Source organism: Anaeromassilibacillus sp. SJQ-5, from assembly GCF_054108045.1.
This window is the reverse complement of sequence record NZ_JBPJWQ010000001.1, coordinates 1570283-1591832: the sequence shown is the minus strand read 5'-3', so window position 1 is coordinate 1591832 and position 21550 is coordinate 1570283. Positions and strand designations below refer to the sequence as shown.

At 59.7% G+C, this 21550-nt stretch carries 15 protein-coding genes; all 15 read left to right on the top strand.

The window, feature by feature from the left end; all coding sequences use genetic code 11:
* Positions 1-67: 67 nt before the first annotated feature.
* Positions 68-2869, top strand: a complete 2802-nt coding sequence (locus tag ACSAMM_RS06880; protein ID WP_457790662.1) for an extracellular solute-binding protein — start codon at positions 68-70, stop codon at positions 2867-2869.
* A 10-nt stretch (positions 2870-2879) separates the two neighbouring features.
* The gene (locus ACSAMM_RS06875) at positions 2880-3812 is read left to right on the top strand and encodes a carbohydrate ABC transporter permease (RefSeq protein ID WP_457790661.1); all 933 of its coding nucleotides are present in this window, start codon (positions 2880-2882) and stop codon (positions 3810-3812) included.
* 11 nt (positions 3813-3823) lie between these two features.
* Positions 3824-4687, top strand: a complete 864-nt coding sequence (locus ACSAMM_RS06870; RefSeq protein WP_457790659.1) for a carbohydrate ABC transporter permease — start codon at positions 3824-3826, stop codon at positions 4685-4687.
* Positions 4688-4696: 9 nt separating this feature from the next.
* The gene (locus tag ACSAMM_RS06865) at positions 4697-6823 is read left to right on the top strand and encodes a YIP1 family protein (protein ID WP_457790658.1); all 2127 of its coding nucleotides are present in this window, start codon (positions 4697-4699) and stop codon (positions 6821-6823) included.
* Positions 6824-6860: 37 nt separating this feature from the next.
* Positions 6861-9488: a DUF5696 domain-containing protein gene (locus tag ACSAMM_RS06860; RefSeq protein ID WP_457790656.1), complete on the top strand. Its 2628-nt coding sequence runs from the start codon at positions 6861-6863 to the stop codon at positions 9486-9488.
* A complete protein-coding gene (locus tag ACSAMM_RS06855; RefSeq protein WP_457790654.1) occupies positions 9478-10419 on the top strand; it encodes a carbohydrate ABC transporter permease in 942 nt (313 codons plus the stop codon). Before ACSAMM_RS06860 ends, ACSAMM_RS06855 begins: the two co-directional genes overlap by 11 nt.
* Positions 10419-11354 (top strand): carbohydrate ABC transporter permease, encoded by a 936-nt coding sequence (locus ACSAMM_RS06850; RefSeq protein WP_457790652.1) that lies wholly within the window; start codon positions 10419-10421, stop codon positions 11352-11354. The genes ACSAMM_RS06855 and ACSAMM_RS06850 overlap by 1 nt, the downstream gene beginning before the upstream one ends.
* Positions 11355-11386: 32 nt before the next feature.
* Positions 11387-14092 (top strand): alpha-mannosidase, encoded by a 2706-nt coding sequence (locus ACSAMM_RS06845; RefSeq protein ID WP_457790650.1) that lies wholly within the window; start codon positions 11387-11389, stop codon positions 14090-14092.
* A gap of 16 nt (positions 14093-14108) precedes the next feature.
* Positions 14109-14297, top strand: a complete 189-nt coding sequence (locus tag ACSAMM_RS06840; RefSeq protein WP_457790649.1) for a hypothetical protein — start codon at positions 14109-14111, stop codon at positions 14295-14297.
* Between the two features lie 5 nt (positions 14298-14302).
* The gene (locus ACSAMM_RS06835; protein ID WP_457790648.1) at positions 14303-14431 is read left to right on the top strand and encodes a hypothetical protein; all 129 of its coding nucleotides are present in this window, start codon (positions 14303-14305) and stop codon (positions 14429-14431) included.
* 75 nt (positions 14432-14506) lie between these two features.
* Complete coding sequence (locus tag ACSAMM_RS06830) at positions 14507-15772, top strand: L-rhamnose isomerase (protein WP_457790647.1); 1266 nt, start codon at positions 14507-14509, stop codon at positions 15770-15772.
* 537 nt (positions 15773-16309) lie between these two features.
* Positions 16310-17473, top strand: coding sequence for a M24 family metallopeptidase (locus ACSAMM_RS06825; protein WP_457790646.1), 1164 nt, complete (start codon positions 16310-16312; stop codon positions 17471-17473).
* Between the two features lie 12 nt (positions 17474-17485).
* A complete protein-coding gene (locus ACSAMM_RS06820) occupies positions 17486-19564 on the top strand; it encodes an alpha-amylase family protein (RefSeq protein ID WP_457790645.1) in 2079 nt (692 codons plus the stop codon).
* A gap of 227 nt (positions 19565-19791) precedes the next feature.
* Complete coding sequence (locus tag ACSAMM_RS06815) at positions 19792-20157, top strand: sensory rhodopsin transducer (RefSeq protein WP_457790644.1); 366 nt, start codon at positions 19792-19794, stop codon at positions 20155-20157.
* 68 nt (positions 20158-20225) lie between these two features.
* Entirely contained in the window at positions 20226-21524 is a 1299-nt protein-coding gene (locus tag ACSAMM_RS06810) for a hypothetical protein (RefSeq protein ID WP_457790643.1), read from the top strand.
* The last annotated feature ends 26 nt before the right edge of the window (positions 21525-21550 follow it).

Below are 21550 nucleotides of genomic sequence, written 5' to 3'. Positions count from 1 at the left end.
ACTGAATGAACATAACGGAGGGGACCACAGGAAAATGACCATGAGGTTGAGAGGTAAAGCAAACAGGTTGGTTTCCGCGCTTTCCGCGGCTCTTTTGCTGATGGGGACGCTTCCGGTTTCCTCCGCAGCGGAACCCGCCCCGGCCGGGACGGGGAAGAGCTACGCCGCCTATTGGCAGCCGTTCGCGTCCTATCCGTCGGCGAAGGCGGCCATTATACCGGCCATAGAGACGGCGCAGGGTGTGACGGTTTCGCAGCATGCGGGCAAAACGGCGGCGCTTCTGTCCGAGGGCGAAACGGCGGTCTGGTCGTTGGAAGCGCCGGAAGACGCCTATTACGTTCTGGAAATCCAGTACATGGCCGCCCAGGCCGGCAGCGGCAACCTCGAGCTGTCCTTCCGCCTGGACGGGAAGACCCCGTTTGAGGATGTCACGGTGCTGTCGCTGCCGCGCAGCTATACCCAGACGCAGGAGGATTTCCCGACGAACGCGGCCGGCAACGACCAGAAGCCGGAGGTGAAAGAGGCGTTTCTCTGGAAAACCTATTGCCTCGCAGATCCTTCGGGATACCGCACCAGCCCGTATTTTCTCGGGTTAAGCCAGGGCAGCCATACGCTGGAGCTTACCGGAGCCAAGGGGCAAATCGCCATCGCCTCCGTCCGGCTGGCGGCGTATCAGCCGCCTGTCGATTACCAGGACTACCTGGAAGAGCACCGACAGGCCGGGGCGGTTCCGGCCAGCGGCGCGGAGCCGATTGTGATTGAGGCCGAGAAGCTCCGCTACAAAAACGCCCAGACGATTCTGCCAGTCACCGATCGGAGTTCCGCCGTCACCACGCCGCAGTCGGGAAAGGTTCTGAGGCTCAACGCGCTCGGCGGCAACAACTGGGCCCGGATCGGGGACAGCGTCACCTGGACCTTTCATGTAAAGACCTCGGGACTGTATCAGATAGGCGTGCGATTCCAGCAGAGCTTTGTGGACGGCATCTTCACCAGCCGGAAGCTGCTGCTGGACGATGAGCTGCCGTTCGAGCAGGCGGGGCGCCTCCGCTTTGCTTATTCCTCCGACTGGCAGGTGGAACGGTTTGGAGAGGGCGGAACCCCCTACCTGTTCTATCTGGAAGAGGGGGAACACACCCTGACGCTGGAAGCGACGGCCGGCGACGTGGCCGAAATGGTGGGCGTTATCGAAGACTCGGTGTCCGAGCTCAACACCATCTACCGCCGCATCGTCCGGATAACCGGCACCTCTCCCGATCCGTACCGGGACTACGGGTTTGAGGGCTTAATTCCCGATGAAATCGCCGCCATGGCCGTCCAGCGGGATAAGCTGCAGGAAGCGGTGGATGCGATCGATACGGCGGCCGGGAGCAACGGCAGCTATACCTCCGTGCTGAAGAAAATCATCTTTCAGCTCGACCGCATGGCGAAAAAGCCGAAGGAAATCGCCAAAACCCTTGAAAATTTCAAATCCAATCTGGGCGCGATGGGGTCTTGGCTTCTGTCCGCGATGAGTCAGCCGCTGCTGCTGGATCAGATTTTTATCGAGGGGCAAGACGCTTACGCCGCGCCGCGGGACGGCTTTTTTCAGAACCTTTGGTTCGGGCTGACCTGCTTTTTCCACTCGTTCACGGCGGATTACAGCTCCCTCGGGCAAATGGGCGACGCGCAGTATGATAAGACGCTGAAAATATGGACACAGGCCGGGCGCGATCAAGCCGAAGTGCTGCGCGGGCTCATCGATTCGTCCTTTTCGGCGCAGTATCAGACCGGCGTCCAGCTGGAAACCGTGGCGCAGGGCACCCTGCTGCAGTCGGTGCTCGCCGGCCTGGCGCCCGATGTGGTGCTGGACAATCCGTCCAGCGAGCCCATCAACTACGCCATACGCAACGCGGTGACCGATGTGTCGCAGTTCCCCGATTATGCGCAGGTGGCACAGCGGTTTCCGGCCAGCGCCAGCGTCCCCTATACCTATCAGGGGAAAACTTATGCGCTGCCGCAGACCTTTTCGTTTCTTATGTTCTTCTACCGGACGGATATCTTTGAGGAATATGGACTTTCGGCGCCCGAGACCTGGGACGATTTCATCAAAGTGGCGGCCATTCTTCAAAAGGACGGTCTGACGGTGGGGCTGCCTCACGACCTGTACAGCTACGCCATGTTCCTGTATCAGAACGAAGGCAGCTTCTATACGCCGGACTTTAAAAAGACCAATTTGAATTCCAACACGGCCATCGATTCTTTCATCCAGCTGACGGAATTTTTCAGTCTGTACGGGCTGCCGCCCACCTTTGATTTTGCTAACCGGTTCCGCTCGGGAGAGATGCCCTGCGCGGTACAGGATTACACCCAATACAACCAGCTGACGGTTTTCGCCCCGGAGATCAAGGGGCGCTGGAAGATGGTGGAGGTGCCCGGCACGCCCGGCGAAAACGGAGAAATCCGCCGCTATTCGGTGGGCAACGGCACGGCGGCCATGCTGCTGCGCGGGAGCCAAAACCAGCAAGCGGGCTGGGAATTCCTGAAATGGTTCACCGAAACCGGCACGCAGAGCCGCTATGCCATGGAGATGGAGAGCGTGCTGGGCCCGGCCGGCAAGGTGGCGACGGCCAATTGGGAGGCCATGGGCCGGATGTCGTGGAGCCGGGAGGAATACACGGCCCTGACGACGCAGCTGAAGAAGGTCAAAACCGTTCCCGAGGTGCCGGGAAGCTACTATCTGCCGCGTATCATTACGTTCGCATTCAACCGGGTATACAACGCCTCCGGTACCCAGAGCATGGCGGAGGAACCGGCGGAGGTGCTCGGCGACTATATTGCGGAGCTGAACTTCGAGCTGGCCCGTAAGCAGGCGGAATTTGAAGAAAGGTGAGAGATGCCCTTTGAATACGAGCAAAGCGCTGCCAAGGCCGGGCGCCAAATCGCAGGGCCTGTTCAGCGCGATAAACAAGCATAAGGTGTCGTATCTGTTCGTCGCGCCGTACCTGCTGCTGTTTGTCCTGTTCACGGTGCTGCCGGTTTTGATCGCGGTGGTTTTGAGCTTCACGTCTTTCAATGTGCTGGAGCCGCCGGAATTTGTAGGCTTTAGCAACTATTCGACCCTGTTCTTTCAGGATACGGTTTTTATTAAAGGGCTGCAGAACACCATTGTACTCGCCGCCATCCTGGGGCCGGGCGGTTATCTGCTGAGCCTGTGCCTGGCCTGGTTTATCAATGAGCTGACCCCCAAGGTGCGCGCCTTCGTCACGCTGGTTTTCTACGCCCCCTCCATTTCCGGCAACGTGTATTTGATTTGGACGGTGCTGTTCAGCGGGGACGACTATGGCTATGTCAACAGCCTGCTGCTGAAGCTCGGCTTGATATACCAGCCGGTGCAATGGCTGCAAAACGCGAATACGGTGCTGATCATCGTGATTCTGGTGTCGCTATGGATGAGCTTGGGCACCGGCTTCCTGTCCCTAATCGCCGCGTTCCAGGGGATCGATAAAAGCTATTACGAGGCGGGGGCCGTGGACGGCATCAAAAACCGGTGGCAGGAGCTGTGGTTCATCACGCTGCCGATGATGAAGCCGCAGCTGATGTTCAGCGCGGTCATGAGCATCACGTCCTCCTTTGGCGTGGGGCCGGTCATCACCGCGCTGTGCGGCTACCCCACCACCGATTATGCCGCCCACACGGTCATGAATCATCTGACCGATTACGGCACCATCCGTTTTGAAATGGGGTACGCCTCCGCGATTGCTGTTTTTCTCTTTTTCATGATGGTCGGCACCAATCTGCTGATTAAGCACTTTTTATCCAGGGTCGGGGAATAGGAGGGTCAGTCTTGTCTGTCAGAGTGAAAAAACGGATGCTCAACCGGTCCCGCAAGGGAAATGCGGCCATCTTTGTCCTGCTGAGCCTGATGGGGATTTTCATGATTCTCCCCATGGTCTATTCCGTATCAAGCGCCCTCAAGCCGCTCAACGAGCTTTGGTATTTTCCGCCCCGCTTTTTTGTGGAAAACCCGACCCTGCGCAATTTCAAGGAGCTGTTCGGCGTGCTGGGGGACAGCTGGGTGCCGTTCTCCCGGTATTTGTTCAACACGCTGTTTGTCTCGGTGCTGGGCACCTTCGGCCATGTGATTCTCTCGTCGCTGTGCGCGTATGCGCTGGCCAAGCACCGGTTCCCGGGTCAGGCCGTCATTTTCAACATCATCGTTCTGTCGCTGATGTTCAATACGACGGTGACGCTTGTGCCCACCTTCCTGATCATGTGCCGGCTGTCCCTGGTCAACAGCTACTGGTCGCTGATTCTGCCCGCCTTCGCGGCGCCGCTCGGGCTGTACCTGATGAAGCAGTTTATGGAGACCAATATTCCCGACACCCTTATTGAGGCGGCGCACATCGACGGGGCGAACGAATGGGTGGTGTTCTGGAGAATGGTGATGCCGCTGGTCAAGCCGGCCTGGCTGACCCTGATCATTTTCTCTTTCCAGAATCTGTGGAATACCGGAACCAACGTGCTTATTCAAAGCGAGCAGCTGAAAACCCTGAATTACGCGCTGGCCCAAATCGTGTCCGGCGGGATCGCCCGTACCGGAACGGCTGCCGCCGCCACGGTGATCATGATGGTCGTTCCCATCATCATTTTTCTGTTGTCGCAGAGCAACGTGATGGAAACGGTCGCTACCTCGGGGATGAAGGATTAGGAGGGCACGATGAACAAGCTGAAAATGGGGATGCTGTTTCTCCTGCTTCTGGCGGTGCTGTGCGGGACGATGACGGTATCGGCGGCGGAGGCCCCCTATGAAACCTACGTGTTTGCGTATGACAGCAGCGTCCAGATAACGCCGAACGCCTACCTGCCCGCTGAAAAAATCGCGGCGTTTAGAGAGACGCTTCTGAAAAACCCGAGCGACATGGTGGTGGACGAGGAGCGGGGCCTTATTGCCATTGCGGACACCGGCAATAACCGTATCGTCCTGCTGAACCGGAATTTTGAGGTGACGGGGACCATCGGCCCTTTCGCCCTTCCCAATGGGACGGAGGACACGTTCGACAGCCCTTCCGGCGTTTTCATCACCGAAGAGGATTGGCTGGTTGTCGCCGACACCAATCATGGGCGGCTGGTCGTTTTCGATAAGGATAACCGGTATCTGCGAACGATTGACGGCCCTCCCGCGCAGGTATTGCCCGAAAACTTTAAATATAACCCGATTTCGGTGGCCGTTAACGCGGCGGGCCAGTTCTATGTGGTGTCAAAAAACAGCAATATGGGCGTCATGGCTTTGGACGGGGACGGCGGCTTTCAGGGGTTCATCGGGGCGCAGCGGGTGGCGTCCAATGCCGCCCAGCTGCTGTGGCGCGCCTTTATGACCGAGGAGCAGCTGGCGCGCAGCGTCCAGTTTGTCCCGGTGGAGTACAGCAGCCTGACCATCGATCACAAGGGCTTTGTATACGTCACCTGCTCGTCCATCGATCGGTTTGAGCTGTACAACACGATTCACAGCCGGAGCATGGACAGCACCTATGCCCCTGTGAAAAAAATCAACCCGGCCGGCACCGACGTGCTGCGCCGAAACGGCTTTTTCCCGCCGGCGGGCGACATCAATTTCAGCCCTTATGACGGGGATGAGGCGGTCGGCCCTTCCCAGATTTCCAAGGTGATTCTGCTGGACAACGGGATGTACATGCTGCTGGATTCCTACGGAAATAAGCTGTTTACATACGATTCCTCCGGCAATCTGCTGTTTGCCTTCGGCGGCAAGGGCGAGGCGCTCGGGCTCTTTTCCAGACTGTCGGCGGCTGCCGCCTGGGGCGACGAGCTGCTGGCGCTGGACGCGGAAACAGGGGCCATTACGGTTTTTCGCAAGACCGCCTATGGGACTTTGCTGGACGAGGTCATCGGCTATCAGGAAAACCGGGAGTACGATAAGGCACAAGGGCTGTGGAACGAGCTTTTGGGCGAGAACAACAATTTCGATTTGGCCTACCTCGGGGTCGGCAAGGCGCTGATGGAGAAGGGGGACCTTACCGGCGCCATGAAGTACTTCGAGCTTATCAATAACAAGCTGTACTATTCCAAGGCCTACGGCCTTTACCGGCAGGAGATCCTGCAGCGCTGGGGCCTCTGGATCCTGCTGGGGGTTCTGATCCTGATTCTGCTGGCGGTATGGGTGTTCCGCAAAATCGCCGTGCACAATCAAAAAACGCTCGCGTCTCCGGCCGGCGGCAGGCTGCGCGATGCGCTTCTGCTGGGCTTTTATGTGATTTTTCATCCGTTCAACGGCTATTGGGCGCTCAAGGGGGAAAAACGGGGCGGTGTGCGTTCCGCCACCATCCTGCTGGCGCTGGCCTGTCTGACACAGGCGATAGCGGCGGCGGCCTCCGGGTTCCTGAGCGGCGACGAAGAGGCCTCGGTGGGCTCCGGCGTGCTGAATCTGCTGGCGCCGCTGCTTCTATGGTGCATTGCCAACACCTGCTTCACCTCACTCATGGACGGCAAGGGCTCCTTCCGCGACGTGTACGTGGCGGTGGGCACCTCGACCCTCCCGGTCACGCTGCTGGTGCTGCCCTGTACGGTGGTGAGCCATTTCCTGATTCTCGAGGAGCTTCCGATCCTGGCCATGGTCACCAATGTGGCGTATATCTGGATGGCGGCGCTGATTTTCTTTTCCATGATCACGGTGCATGATTACACGCTCGGAAAGAATGTGCTGGTATCGATACTGACCGTTCTGGGCATGGCGTTTATTCTGTTTTTGCTGTTTATTTTCGTCAGTCTGATCGGCCGGATGATTTCGCTGGTATCCGCCGTCGGTACGGAGCTTTCTCTGCGGACATAGCGGGGAGATATTGTTTAGACTCGAAGGGGGAAACCATATGAAGCGAACAGGCTGGATAGGCGGACTGCTGGCGGCGGCCGTGCTGCTTGGCGGTGCGCCGGGATATCAGGCGGCCACGGGCGCCGCGGCCGACATGGAGACGCCGATGGAGACGATTGCCGGTGCGGAAAACACCGCCGGCTTCGCGTACGAAAGCGAGGCGGCCATGCTGGCGGATATGCGGCCGGCCGCGGAAAACGAGGCCTATAGCCTGTACTTCCATCCGCAGTCGCTGGCCGTCGCACTGGCGGATAAGCGCACCGGCGCCGTGTTCACCTCCAATCCGTATAACGCCGCCCGTGATCCCAATTTCACCGGGGATATCCAGAGCAGCCTGGTTTCTCAGGTGGCGATCCATTACATTGACAACAACAATCAGACGGCTACCCTGTGGTCGGGCCCCGACTGCGCCGCGCTGGGACAATATACGGCAAAGCTGTATCCCGACGGCGTGGCCTTCGAGATGTCCATCGGCAAAGAGCAGAAACAGCTGCTGGTACCGGCGGCCTTTACGGTGGAAACCTATGAACGCATCACCGGCCAGCTCGGCTCGCGGGCGAAGCGGCGCATGAACCTGTTCTATTCCCTGACCGACCTGGCCAGCGTGTCCGACGTGCAGGAACGGGAGCGGCTGCTGGCCGCCTACCCGCCGCTGAAGACGGAGCCGTTATACATCTGCAACGACAACGTCAGCCGTAAGGAGAAAAACGAAATCGACGGCTATATGGCGGAAGCGGGCTATACCCGCGAGGAGTATGAAGCCGTCGCCGGGCAGTTCCACACCGAGGTGGAAGAAGAGATATTTGCCAATTTCAAGCTCACGATCCGGTATCGGCTGACGCCGGACGGCCTGCAGGTCACTCTCCCGCACGACGCGGTGTCTTACGACGAGGAGCACTTTCAGCTCGCCTCGATTACGGTGCTCGAGTATTTCGGCGCGGATCTGCCGCAGGAGGGGGGAGAGGGATACCTGTTCATCCCCGACGGCTCCGGCGCCATCCTGTCCCTGCAGGATCCCAGCCCCAACCGCCGTCCCCTTATCACCGGCCAGGTATACGGCCGGGACGGGGCGGCGAGCCAGACCGGGCCGGCAGAAGGGGAACCGTACTATCTGCCCGTTTTCGGCATCGTGCGCAACAACCGCACGGCCCTGTTCGCTGTCATAGAGAGCGGGGATGCCGGCAGCGAGATCACCGCCAAGCTGGGGGAGCCGAACGGCCGGTACTATACGGTTTACAATACCTTTTCCTGGACGAGCCGGGAGTATGTGACGCTGGAGGCCAAGGTGGCGTCCAACGGGTCGACCCGCCGGGTGTACCTATGCGACAAAAATGGCTTCCAATCGGATATGACGCTGGCTTTTTATCCTCTGACGGGGGAGAAGGCGTCCTATTCGGGGATGGCGGCGGTCTACCGCGCGATTCTTCTGGAAAAGGGGATGCGACAAGAGGGGGCGGCCGGCCCGGTTTTCCAGCTGCAGACGCTGGGAACCGCCGACTATACCACGTCCCTGCTGGGCTTCCGCTATCGGGCGGACGCGGAATTTACCTCCTACCGGGAAAACATGGAGATGGTTCGCTATTTTCAGGAGCGGGGTGTGGAGGATATTCACCTGAGCCTGCTGGGGTATGAAAAATACGGGCTGGACAGCGGCGCCGCCAACCGGGTGCGGCTATCCGGCGCGCTGGGAGGAGCCAAAGGATTTTCCGAGCTGCTCGACTGGTGCGCCGCGGAGAACGTGGGCTTCTCGGTGCGTAGCAACATGCTGTTTGTCGGTAAGGATCGATGGTTTGACGGGTTTTCCGCCAGGAGGGACAGCTCCCGCACACTTCAGCGGGTACAGGCCTCCGTCTCGCGGATGCAGCCCGACACCCTGGAATATGAAAACCCGCGGTACTGTCTCTCCCCACGAATGTATGAGCGCTTTTTTGAACGCTTTTTCGCCGACTGCGGCGAGCGGAAGATCGGCGAGGTGGTCTTGGGCGAAGTGGGACGGTATCTCAATTCCGATTTCTCGCAGAAGGAGCCGATCAACCGGGAACAGACGGCCGCCCGGCTCGCGCAGCTGCTCGGCGCACAGAAGGATCGCCTGAAGCTGTCTTTTGACGGGGCCAACGCCTACGTCCTGCCCTATGCGGCGGCTGTCACCGATTTGGGCATGACTCATTCGGGCTATGCCGGCGAAACCGCCGCGGTCCCCTTTGTGCAGATGGTACTCTCGGGCAGCGTGGCTTACAGCAGCGCCCCCATCAATCTCAAGGCGGATAAACAGACCGAGCTGCTCCGCTGCATTGCCAGCGGAACCTCGCCGACCTACCTGCTGGCGTACAAGAATGTGGATCGCCTCAAGCAATCGGCTTACAGCTATTACTACGCGGTGGATTTTGAGTATCTGCGCGAGCGGGCCCTGGAGGGGTACACCTATGTGGCCGACGCGCTGGCGGCCGCGGAGGGCTCCCGTCTGGTGGCGCATGAGGTGCTGGCCGACGGCGTCACCGTCTCCACCTTCGAAAACGGGGCGGAGATCGCCGTGAACTGCAACCGCACGGCCTACGCGCAGGGGGCCATACGAGTGGAAGCGCAGAGCTATACCGTTTTACAAAAGGAGCATACCGATGGGCAATAAACTTGTAGCCGGCGCGGGGAAGCGCGGCAGGCGCCGGAAGGTTCAATGGGCGGGTCTTGTCTTTGTTTCCCCTCTCCTGGCCGGTCTGCTTTTTGTTTTTCTCCAGATGATGGTCTCCGGCGTCCGGTTTGCCTTTTCCGACGTCAGCGTTCAGAACGGTCTGCAGTTCACCTTTGCCGGCCTGGAAAACTTTCATTATGCCCTGCGGGTGGACGCCGACTTTGTCAAGTATCTGGCGGAGGACCTGCGGTCGCTGGTGACCACGGCCCCCATCATTCTGGTGTTTTCCCTCTTTATCGCCGTCGTCCTCAACACCAAGGTTTGGGGAAGAACCGCGTTTCGCGCGCTGTTCTTTCTGCCGGTCATTGCCTGCACCGGGCTGCTCAGCATGATGGACAGCGAAAACATGGTCATGAGCGTCATGAACAGCGCGACTGCCAATCAGGACAGCACCGTGCTGGGCGCGCTCGGCAACGCGTCGCTGATTCTGCAGCAGCTCAATTTCAGCCCGGCGCTCATTCAGGGGGTCACCGGCGCCGCCAACAATATCATCGATGTGGTCAACCGCAGCGGGGTGCAGATCCTGATTTTCCTCGCCGGTATCCAGTCGATTCCGGTCTCGGTATATGAGTCGGCCAAGGTGGAAGGGGCGTCGGCGTGGTCTTCCTTTTGGAAAATCACGCTGCCGATGGTGGTCCCCTACGTGCTGGTCAATGTCGTCTATACCTTTATCGAGAGCTTGACCCGGGACAATACCCGGCTGATGGATTATTTGAAATATGTGGCCTTTACCAAAGGAAAATACGGATATTCCTCTGCCATGGCGTGGATCCATTTCCTGTGTATCGCCGTGCTGATGGCGGCGCTGCTGCTGCTTTTCTGGCTCTTCACCAGGGCCTATCGCAAAAGCCGAAAGGAGGGCGGGCGATAATGGCGTGGCTGTCCCAAAAAACGAAACGGCGGCTCGAAAAAAAGGCCGGCCATCTGGTCGTGCAATGCAGCCTGTTCGCGATGCTGCTCGGCTTTGCATATGTGATTCTGTATCCCTTCTTATTTAAAATCCTCGCCTCCTTCATGTCGCTGGACGACATGTACGATCCCACCGTCATGCTGATCCCGAAGAACTGGACGCTGGATATCTACCGGGGGCTGCTGCAGACGCCCGACTATGTGGAGGGCTTCTATCACACGACCTTGTATGCGGTGGTGGTGGCGGTGCTGGCGACCGTTTCCTCCGCCCTGGTGGGCTACGGGCTGGCGCGGTTTCGCTTCCCGGGCAGCAAGCTGCTGATCGGCGTGGTGGTGTTCACCATGATGCTTCCCATTCAGACCATATCGCTGCCGTTGTATTCCTCCTTTCGGTTTTTCGATTTCTTCGGGCTGATAGAGGGGCTGACCGGATCGGCTGTACAGCTGACCAATACCGTCTGGCCGATGGCGATCCTGGCGGCCACGACGCTGAGCTTCCGCGCCGGCATCTTCGTGATACTCACCTATCAATATTACCGCTCGATTCCGGATGAGCTCATTGAAGCGGCCCATGTGGACGGTTCCGGAACCTACCGCACCTTTTTCCGCATCGTGGTGCCCATGGCCAAATCCATTTTTGTCGTGATTTTCTCCCTTTCCTTTGCCTGGCAGTGGACGGATACCTTCTATTCGAATCTGCTCATGGGCGAGGTCAAGCTGCTGCCCAATGTCATCGCCATCATGAATGCGGTGTCCATCGGGAACAAGGAAATGTACTACACCATGGTCAAAGCCAACGCGGCGACCATCCTGGCGCTGCTGCCGCTGCTGCTGTTTTACTGCCTGCTGCAGCGCAAGATCATTCAGGGCATCGAGCGAAGCGGCCTGGTTGGCTGACATAATAAAATTCGAGTTGAGGAGTCGCCCAAATGAAGTATTTCTGTGTGGTTTCCCATACCCATTGGGACAGAGAATGGTATATGCCCCTTGAACGGTTTAAGCTCAAGCTGGTGGATCTCATCGATCACCTGCTGGCGACTCTGGAGAAGTATCCGGCGTATATATTCCACCTGGATGCGCAGACGGTGGTGCTGGAGGATTATCTGGAGTACCGGCCCTCCCGCCGGGAAACGCTGCGGCGGTACATCACCGAGGGCCGGCTGGTGGTGGGGCCTTGGTATCTGCAGAATGATTTTTATCTGACGAGCGGAGAGTCCACCATCCGCAACCTGCTGGAAGGGCGCCGCATCGCCGCGTCTTTTGGAAACTGCGGCAAGGTGGGCTATGCGGCGGATCAGTTCGGCAACATCTCTCAGCTGCCGCAGATCCTGAACAATTTCGGCCTGGACAATTTCGTTTTCGGCAGGGGGCTGGCGGATTACGAGGTGGGGCCGCAGGGGGAAGTGATCACCAAAACCACCCCGTCGGAGTTTATCTGGGAGGGCGCCGACGGCAGCCGGGTTTTGGCGATACATATGGCGTTCTGGTATAACAACGCCCAGCGCTTTTCCGAAGACATCGAGGTATCGAAGCTGCTGCTGGACTGTGTGGAAAAGCAGTTCGAAGGGGTGGCGGTCACCCCTTATCTGCTGCTGATGAACGGTGTGGATCATCTGGAGGCCCAGGACAACCTTCTTCCCATTCTGGACACGCTGCAAAAGGATTACGCGGTGCGGCAGTACCATATGGAGGCGTATATCCGTCAGGTGCAGGCGTATATTGAGGAACACCAGGTTCCCCTGAAGACCTATAAGGGGGAGCTGCGTCACGGCGGCGACCTGTCGCTCCTCAAAGGGACGCTGTCCTCCCGCAGCTACTTGAAGACGGCCAACGTCCGCGCGCAGAACATGCTGGAATGCCGGCTGGAGCCGCTGTACGCCATGCTGCAGCTCTATGGCGCCGCGCCGGAGAGCTACTCGCTCGATCATTTCCGGTACATGTGGAAAAACCTGATGAAGAACCACCCGCACGACAGCATATGCGGCTGTTCCCGCGACGAGGTTCACCGGCATATGGAGGATAACTACGCCCGGTTGTCCGAGGTGACGAATGAAATGCTCGCGCGCGGCCTGAGAGAGCTGGCGGAGCACATGGAGCTGGCGGAGGAGAGCGCCGACAGCTATATTCTGCTGGCGGTGAATTCCACGGAAACGGAGCAGTCCGGCGTTTTGAAAGCGGTCGTCGACATTCCGGCCTCGGATGACTTCGCGGGATTCACCATCACCGACGCGGCGGGCAGCCCCGTGGAATATGCGCTGCTTTCCAAAGAGCGCACCCATAGAGATGTGTTTTCCCCCGTAAACCTCCCCGGCGTTCTGGATGTGGATCGGTATACGCTGTATCTGTACGCGCAGGGGGTGCAGCCCTTTGCGGCGAAGGGATACCGCATCCGCCGGGCGGAGCGAACCCCCGCGCTGTTCGAGCCGCTGCAGAAAAGCGAGCCGGTGATGGAAAACGCCTGTATCCGGGTAACCGTCGGCGAGGACGGCCGCGTCGATTTGCTCGATAAAAAGACAGAGCGGCTGTACGAGGATATTCTGGATATCGAAGAATCCGCCGATTACGGCGACAGCTATATGTATTGGAACAACGGGGAGCCCTTCCTTTGGGGACGGGACTTCCCCGCCGCGGTGGAGGTGCTGGAACACAACGCTTACCGGCAGGCGATCCGGATTACGAGGGAGATGCGTGTCCCCGCCTGCTACGATTTTTCACAGAAAAAGCGGGCGGATCGGCTGGCCGTCTGCACGGTTGAGCTGACGCTGTCCATCGAAAAGGGCGACGCGCTGCTGCATGTCGGCTACACGCTGGACAACCGCGCGAAGGATCACCGGATGCGGCTGGTTTTCCACGCCGGCATCGCCTCGCAGATAAGCACGGCGGATATCCCCTTCGACATCGTGTCGCATACCATCCATGACAGCTATCCGACGACCAAAAGCCCGGTGTTTCCCAACACGTCCTTTGCCTTGCTGGAGGATGAGGAGGCGGGCTTTGCCGTGCTGACCGAGGGGCTGCATGAGTACGAGCATTTGGATGAGCGTCAGGCACTCGCCTTCACGATGGTGCGCTCCACGGGCAGCATTGTCCGCAACATGGAGACGCTGGAGCAGATCGGCGGGAGCCAGTGGGACTGCCCGGAGAACCAGTGCCTGCGCCGCTTGGAGGGCCGCCTGGCCGTTTATACCTACACCGGCGGCTATGTCCGCGCCGGGCTTCCGCAGGTTGCCAAGCGGTTCCGCAACCCGCTGCTCGCCTACGCCACCGCCTGCGATCGCAAGAAATTCTCGGGCGGCCGGACCGCCGTGCAGGACACGCGCCTGTCCGAGCTGTTCTATCTTCCGGACGACAACGCGGCCCTGCGCGTGGCGGACAACACGCCGGCTGTCGAGATCGCGGGGGAGGGCGTCCTGGTGACCGCTTTCAAAAAAGCGGAGGATGGGCAGGGGCTTATCCTGCGGCTTCTTAACTATTCCGAAAGCGAACAGACGGCGGTCGTGACGGCGGCGGCCCGCGGCAGCCTGACCACCATGAGCGAAGAGGGACAGACCTACATCGGCGAAGGCCGGATAGCCCTCTCTCTGAAGCCCAAGGAGCTGGTCACCCTGCGGCTGGATAAGCTGGAAACCGATTGATTGGTGGGGCGGTCATATGAACAAGCGGGAAATCTTTGATGCATACTTTGTCCGCCATAACAAGCATATCGAGCGTATGCCCCTGATTGAATATGCGCCTTACTGGGATCAGACGCTGGAGAGATGGTACGCGGAAGGGCTGGACAATGCGCTGGAGCCTGACCGGATTCAGGCGCTCATGGGACGTACTATCTGGCGTCCCTGAAAGAGATGAAAGCGCTGGGGCAGACGGTGATTTACGACAGCGATGGCATGGTGGAAAGCATCCTGCCATGGTTGGTGGAGTGCGGCTTTGATGACATTCTGCCCCTGGAACGCATGGCTGGCGTGGACATCTAAAAGAGGCATGACACGAAATGAAGGGCGATAGGGCTGCCCTATATAAAATCGATGATGCAAGGGAGGAAAACCAGGATGTATCCGACGGATACCGAGCAAATTCTGAAGGCCTATGAGGAGGCCAAGCGGGTTTACCGTGGGTTTGGCGTGGATACCGACGAGGCGCTGCGGCAGTTCCGGGAAATCCCCATATCGCTGCATTGCTGGCAGGGGGATGACGTACAGGGCTTCGAGCAGCTGGGGGATGTGGCCAGCCAAAATCTGGTCACCGGCAGCTACGGCGGAGCGGCGCGCAACGCACGGGAGCTGCGGCAGGATATCGACATGGCGTTCAGCCTGTCGCCTTGCCGCCATCGCGTCAATCTGCACAGCATGTATGCGGAGCCCAAAACGCCGACCCCGCGCAATGAGCTGACGGCGGAGGACTTCCAGAACTGGATCGACTGGGCGAAGGAACAGGGCTACGGGCTCGACTTCAACGCCTCCTTTTTCACCCATCCGATGATGGTGGACGGATTTTCCCTGGCTTCCCGTCGGAAGGACGTGCGCGACTATTGGATAAAGGCGGGGATCGGCGCGCGCGCCATTTCGGCCGAAATCGGCCGGCAGCTGGGCACGGTCTGCGTCAACAACATCTGGATTCCGGACGGCTTAAAGGATATCCCGGCCAACCGGCTGCTCTATCGGGAGTATCTGAAGGATTCGCTGGATCAGATTTTTGCGCTCAGGCAGGATAGACAGTATGTGGTCGACGTGCTGGAGGGTAAGCTGTTCGGCATCGGGGTGGAAAGCTTTACCGTGGGTTCCCATGAGTTTTATCTGGCCTATGCGGCGAAAAACCATGTCGGCGTCTGCATGGACACCGGGCATTATCATCCGACCGAAAGCGTCGTGGATAAGCTGTCCTCGGTGGCCCTGCTGGTGGATGATTTGATGCTGCATATCAGCCGGGGCATCCGCTGGGACAGCGATCATGTGCTGATTCAAAGCGACGATTTGACCAGCCTGATGCAGGAGATGAAGCGGGGCGGCTTTTTCGGGAAGATCGCCATGGGGTTGGATTACTTCGACGCGAGCATCAACCGGGTGGCCGCCTGGGTGATCGGCCTGCGGGCCGCCGGGAAGGGAATGCTGACCGCCCTGCTGGAGCCCAGTCACCTGCTCGAGCAGGCAGAGGCGGCCGGCGATTACACCACCCGTCTCGCGCTCATGGAGGAGTTCAAAAATCTGCCGATCAACGCCGTGTGGAACGCGCTGTGCCTGCAGACGGGCGTGCCCGTGAACACCGATTGGCTAACGTCGCTGAAGCAGTATGAGGAGGCCGTCCAAAGCAAGCGATAACCGCTTTGATTGCGCCGGAGCATACACAGACAACAGCACAAGCCCCGGAAGTCGTTCGACTTCCGGGGCTTGTGCTGTTGTCTGTGTAAAATGCGGGACCGGCTTATCGGAAACCATAAGCGGGTGGAGGAGGTTTCCGTTCGGTTTGAAAGGACAATCGCGCAAGGAGTATGGGGCCGATGCCGGTTGCATAACCAGGGAGAACACATGAAACATAAAGGCTTGCACTGGAACAGAAGAAGAGGCGTTTTTTCTTCATCCTGCCCTTGTTTTTTCGGAAAAATCGCCTTTTATTTGAAAAATATCGAAAAATACTATTCGCAAAATAGCGCAAACGATTTCACGATATAGAAATATGTACTGCTGCATTCATTTAGAACCTTCATTTAAAAGCTTGCTTATATGGGCTAATTTTATAGTTTATTTTTCAAAACAATGTCAATATTAACATATTGACATTGTGCAAACGTTGTTTTATACTGTAGTTGTTGATGCAAACGATTTATCAATGCATAATACAAAAACGGAGGGGTTAACATGGCATATTATGACAATAACGAACATGAAAGCCGCATCGTAGCGGTGCAAAACATTCTCCACCAAAAAAATCTGGATTTCGCCCTAATTTACTACGATGAGTACAATTTGGGCAACGGCTGGTACCTGACGGCCTGGTGCCCACAGTTTGAGAGCGGCACGGTGCTGGTGCCCGCACGGGGGAAGCCGATGATCCTCGGCGGGCCGGAAAGCGAGCCCTTTGCCAAGCAGGACAGCGCCGTCAAGGAGACCAGAAACCTGCCGGTGTTCATGGTGCCGGACGAGGAGTACCCCAACGCCACCATCATCACCTTCGCGGATTTGTTCCGGGAGATTTCGGCGGGCGGCATCCGGCGGGTCGGTCTGGTGGGGGCGGATCAGATGCCGGTTTCGGTGTATACCGGCATCCGGGAGGAGTTCCGGGGCGTGGAGTTCGTGGACATCACCGACGAGTTTTTGCGGCTGCGGTACATAAAATCCGACTGGGAGCGGGCGCAGATGCGCAAGGCGTTTGCGCTGGCGGACTTGGCCTATGACGCCATGGCGGCGCAGGTGAAGCCGGGCAACTATGAGTACCAGGTGGCGGCGGCCGGGGAAGCGGCCGCTCGGATGCAAGGGGCCTCCGGCTTCGCCTTCCAGACCATCGTGGGCAGCGGGCCCCGCTCCAACGCGGTGGTACCCACGGCGCTGGACAGGCGCATGGAGAGCGGCGAGCTGGTCATGCTGGGCATCTCGCCCCGGTACAAGGGGTACAGCGGCTGCTTCGGTCACACGCTGCCGGTCAGCGGGGCGTACACGCCGGCCCAGGAGGAATGCCTCAAGCACATGAAAGAGGTCATGCGGCTGACCCGGGCGATGCTGGTGCCCGGCAAATGCGGCAAGGAAATCCACGCGGTGGGCCGGGCGTATTTCGAAAAGCACGGCTATCTGCCGTATCTGGTCTGTCCCTTCGCGCACACCACGGGCATCATGGAGGCGGAGGCGCCCTTCTTCGGCCCGAACAGCATCGACGTGGTGGAGCCGGGAATGACCATCAACGTGGACGTCAGCTTCTTCGGACATCCGGAATTCCACGGCCTGCGGGTGGAAACCGGATATGAAATCACCGATAAGGGGCCGGTGCCGCTGAGCCCCAAGATGGACAAAATCCTGCTTGGGGATTAAAGGAGGCCAACCATGGACGCTCCCTGGTATACACGCAGCTTCCGGCGCAACCTCATAGACATGCATATTAGCGATTTCCAGGAAAAATACCTGGCGGCATACGACCCGGAGACATACGCTCAGAACCTGGCCCGCTCCAAGGTGGACACCGCCATCCTATACGCCGGCTCCTGTCTCGGGATCTGCTATTTTCGGACGCGGGCGGGGTACATGCACAAAAACCTGCACGGCCGGGACATCCTGGGCGAAACCGTCGCGGCCTGCCGCCGGCGGGGGCTGCGGGTGGTGATCTATTTCAACATCTGGTCCCGCTGGGCCTACGACACCCATCCGCAGTGGCGGATGCGAGACGCGGATGGTCTGGGGTATTCGGTGGACCGTGGGGAGCGCTTCGGCCAATGCTGCCCCAACACCGGGTACCGGGACTATGTCCGGGAGCAGATAAGCCAGCTGGTTTCCGACTACGATTGCGACGGCCTGTGGATCGACATGATCGGCTGGTTCTCCAACATCTGCTACTGCGACGGCTGCCGAGAACGGTTCCGCCGGGAGACCGGGCGGGATCTCCCCGAAACCATCAATTGGAACGACGAAACCTGGCGGCTTTTTCAGGAGAAGCGGGAGGGCTGGTTCACCGAGTTGGCCGCCCTTATCCGGGAGACGGCCACCGACATCCGGCCGGACATCACCGTCACCCAGCAGTGCTCCTCCTGGTCGCTGGGTTGGGTCGGGGCGGCGACGGCCTCCTTCTTCGAACAGAGCGACTACCTGGCCGGGGATTTTTACCAGGGCGGGGTGGAGCAGTCGGTCATCTGCAAGTACCTCAACAACGTCACGGTACATAAGCCCATCGAATTCATGGTGTCCCGGTGCAGCACCCTGGAGGAGCACACCACCACCAAGCCCATGCCGCTGCTGGCGGCCCAGCGGTATTCGGCCCTGGCCAACAACGCGGCCTTTGTCTTCATCGATGCCATCGATCCCGAGGGAACTGTGGACAGCCGGATTTACGACCGGATGGGGGCCCTGTTCGAGGAGGCCGCGCCGCTGGAAAAGGCGCTGGATCCCGGGCAGCGGCTGCGGGCCGACGTGGCTTTGTTCCTCAGCCAGACCTCTATGGCCGATGTGCGGGAGAACGGGGAGGACGTGCGGCGGGGCAGCCTGGCGAACGGTTTGCTTGACGCGGTGTACGCCATGGGGGAGGCCCTCATTGAGGGGAACATCGCCTTCGACGTGGTGTCGGGGGAAAAGCTGAACGACAACGGCTACAAGGTGCTGGTGGTATCGGACGCGGCCATGCTGTCAGCCGAGGACGAGGCGGCCATCCGCCGCTTTGTTCGGGAGGGCGGCGCGCTGTACGCCAGCAAGGGGACTTCCCTGTACCGCCGGGATTCCGGCAGCAGCGGCGATTTTACCCTGGCGGATGTGCTGGGCGTGAGCACCCAGGGGGAGACCGCGTGGAACGTCACCTATTTGACGCCGGCGGAAGAAGGCGGATTCTTCGGGGATTTCAACGCCCGCTATCCCCTGTCGGTCAGCGGAACCCAGCAGCTGATCGAGGCGGATCCGTCCTGCCGCGTGCTGGCGACGCTGACGCTCCCCGACTACGATCCCCGGGATTTGAACCGGTACGCGGGCGCCATCAGCAGCCCGCCGGCGGTGAACACCGGCCGGGCGGCCATGACTGAGCACGTCTACGGCCGGGGCCGGGCGATTTACGCGGCGGCGGCCTTCGAGCGCTCGCCCCATCCCGCCCACCGGGAGGTGTTCTGCCGGCTGCTGCGGGAGCTTATCGGCGGAGAGCCGGCGTTCACCACCGACGCGCCCGCGCCGGCGGAGGTGCTGGTGTACGACCGGGAGGCGGAGAGCCGACTGGTGGTTAATCTGCTGAATTTTCAGAAGCAGCTGCCGCCTGTGCCGCTGCGTGACACCCATATCGCTGTCCGCCTGCCGGCGGGACGGCGGGCGCTGGAGCTGCGGGACGCGGCCTCTGGCGAGGCGATTCCCTTCCGGGAGGAAAACGGATACGCGGCCTTCATCGTCCCGGCCTGCGCCTATCTGGCGAGCTTTCTTCTGGATTACGGCGAGTAATGAGCCGCTTTAGGGTGGTACATCGAGTGGATAACCACGAGCAAAATTTCTATATGAGCCGTCTGCGGGCGGCGGAAATGAGGGAGTAGGCAGAGTAGAAAACCACTAGCGGGATTGGAAAGAACCGCTTACCGGCCGCACGGAGGGCCGGTCCCCCGCTTGAGGCGGGGCCGTGCTTCTTTCCATTCTATAGGAGTTGTTTTAGACAGTGAAAAGAGGGAGTAGACATGGAGGAATGGGGTAAAAGGCATTGGGTGTTCACCGACGGCGATCTGCCGCCGGCGGGGGATGCGGACTTACAGGGGCACGAGGCGCTGATTATCACCAACGCCGGGGAGGAAGACGCTCACCTGCTGGTGGACGTTCTGTTCGAAGATCGGGCGCCTCACAAGGGGATCGAGGTGGAGGTGGCGGCCGAGCGAGTGCTGTGCATCCGGCTGGATAAGCCCTTTGGCAAGACGCCGTATCAGATTCCCTTTGGGCAGTATTCCCTGGTGCTGCGCAGCGACGTGCCGGTGGTGGCCACCTTCGGCCGCCTGGACGTGCGGCAGCCCAACCTAGCCTATTATGTCGTGCAGGGATACGGCTTCTGAGCGTTTGATTCGGAGAAAAGCGCGGTTTCGGACTGGTTATCGTGTGAATGAAGGAGTGAAGCAGGGCTATGAAAAAAGGATTTCGGCGGATACTGACCGGCTGCCTGATGGCCGGCCTGCTGTTGGCGGCGCTGCCCGTGGCGGCGGCGGAAAACCTGAAGGCCAAGGATTTTCGGGAAATATACCCCGCGGGAACGCCCATCGACATCACCGACGCGGCAAACGGCGCGCAGATTACCTTCCACAACATCGACAGCCGCATCACGCTGGTGGGGGAAAGCGAGGAGGAAGCCTACGGCAAAACGGTGCCGGTCAACGGCCTGGTGATGAAGTTCAGCAACGTCAACTTCCCCAAGGCCACCACCAAGACCAACGGCGTCACGCTGGCCTTCACCCTGTCCTCCGAGCCGGGCAGCTTCTACAGCGTCGGCTCGAGCGGCCTGCATGTGCGGATCTTCTCCCGCAAAGAAGGGGTGAGTCTGTATGTGAAAGCCGCCCCCGCCCCGGACACGGGCGACGACGTGTACTATCCGGACACGCCGGTGGAGGGCTGGGATCGCATTCCGGCCAACCTGACCATCAAAATTTTCAAATCCGGCGATAAGTACAACCTGCAGTTCAACGACAAAACCATCTCCATCACCGCCGGACAGATGGAGAAGAACATCGCCCGGTCGGGCAAGGCGTTCGTCAACATCGGGCTGATGGGCATACAGAACCGGGATTGCAGCATGGTGATTAACCAGATTTATCAGGATACCTCCCTCATTGGCGGCGGCGCCACCACCGCGAAGCCCACCACCGCGCCGCCCGCCGTCAAGCCCGGTACCACCGCGCCGCCGGCCACCACCGGCAAGACAGCGGGGCCGCAGACCACCGCGCCCTCCGACGGCACCACCGAAGCGCCGGCGACCTCGGACACGCAGGCCGTTTCCGGCGAGAGCAGCGCCGTCCCCGTGCAGGGCCCCTCCAAGCTGTCTGCCGACGGCAAGCTGGTGAAGATCAACGGCAGCGCCATGACCATGACGGTCAAGAGCGGGCTGACGGCGGATGAGTTCCGGGCGGCGCTGACCATTTCCGACGGGTTCGCGGCCAAGGTGCTGGCTGCGGACGGCACGGAGGTGGCCGGCGACGGGCTGATGGCCGAGGGGCAGACGGTGGATATCGTCAGCCTCGACACAGGAGAATCCGCCGCCCGGTTTCAGGTGAAGCTGACGATGGAGGAGCCGGAAGGCGGCCTCTCTGCCGGCTGGATCGTGCTGATTGTCGCCGGGGCGGTGCTGGTGCTCGGCGGCGGGGGCTTCGCGGTGTGGTATTTCTTCCTCCGGGGGAAAAAGGCGGCGGGTTCGCCGGAGAAGCCGGAATAATCCGGGGAGAGAAACGGCCATGAAAA

Bases quoted from the DNA above. Each gene is read 5' to 3' on its own strand.
- ACSAMM_RS06865 (WP_457790658.1), top strand. From the start codon at position 4,697: ATGAACAAGCTGAAAATGGGGATGCTGTTTCTCCTGCTTCTGGCGGTG.
- ACSAMM_RS06860 (WP_457790656.1), top strand. From the start codon at position 6,861: ATGAAGCGAACAGGCTGGATAGGCGGACTGCTGGCGGCGGCCGTGCTG.
- ACSAMM_RS06855 (WP_457790654.1), top strand. From the start codon at position 9,478: ATGGGCAATAAACTTGTAGCCGGCGCGGGGAAGCGCGGCAGGCGCCGG.
- ACSAMM_RS06850 (WP_457790652.1), top strand. From the start codon at position 10,419: ATGGCGTGGCTGTCCCAAAAAACGAAACGGCGGCTCGAAAAAAAGGCC.
- ACSAMM_RS06845 (WP_457790650.1), top strand. From the start codon at position 11,387: ATGAAGTATTTCTGTGTGGTTTCCCATACCCATTGGGACAGAGAATGG.
- ACSAMM_RS06840 (WP_457790649.1), top strand. From the start codon at position 14,109: ATGAACAAGCGGGAAATCTTTGATGCATACTTTGTCCGCCATAACAAG.
- ACSAMM_RS06835 (WP_457790648.1), top strand. From the start codon at position 14,303: ATGAAAGCGCTGGGGCAGACGGTGATTTACGACAGCGATGGCATGGTG.
- ACSAMM_RS06830 (WP_457790647.1), top strand. From the start codon at position 14,507: ATGTATCCGACGGATACCGAGCAAATTCTGAAGGCCTATGAGGAGGCC.
- ACSAMM_RS06825 (WP_457790646.1), top strand. From the start codon at position 16,310: ATGGCATATTATGACAATAACGAACATGAAAGCCGCATCGTAGCGGTG.
- ACSAMM_RS06820 (WP_457790645.1), top strand. From the start codon at position 17,486: ATGGACGCTCCCTGGTATACACGCAGCTTCCGGCGCAACCTCATAGAC.
- ACSAMM_RS06815 (WP_457790644.1), top strand. From the start codon at position 19,792: ATGGAGGAATGGGGTAAAAGGCATTGGGTGTTCACCGACGGCGATCTG.
- ACSAMM_RS06810 (WP_457790643.1), top strand. From the start codon at position 20,226: ATGAAAAAAGGATTTCGGCGGATACTGACCGGCTGCCTGATGGCCGGC.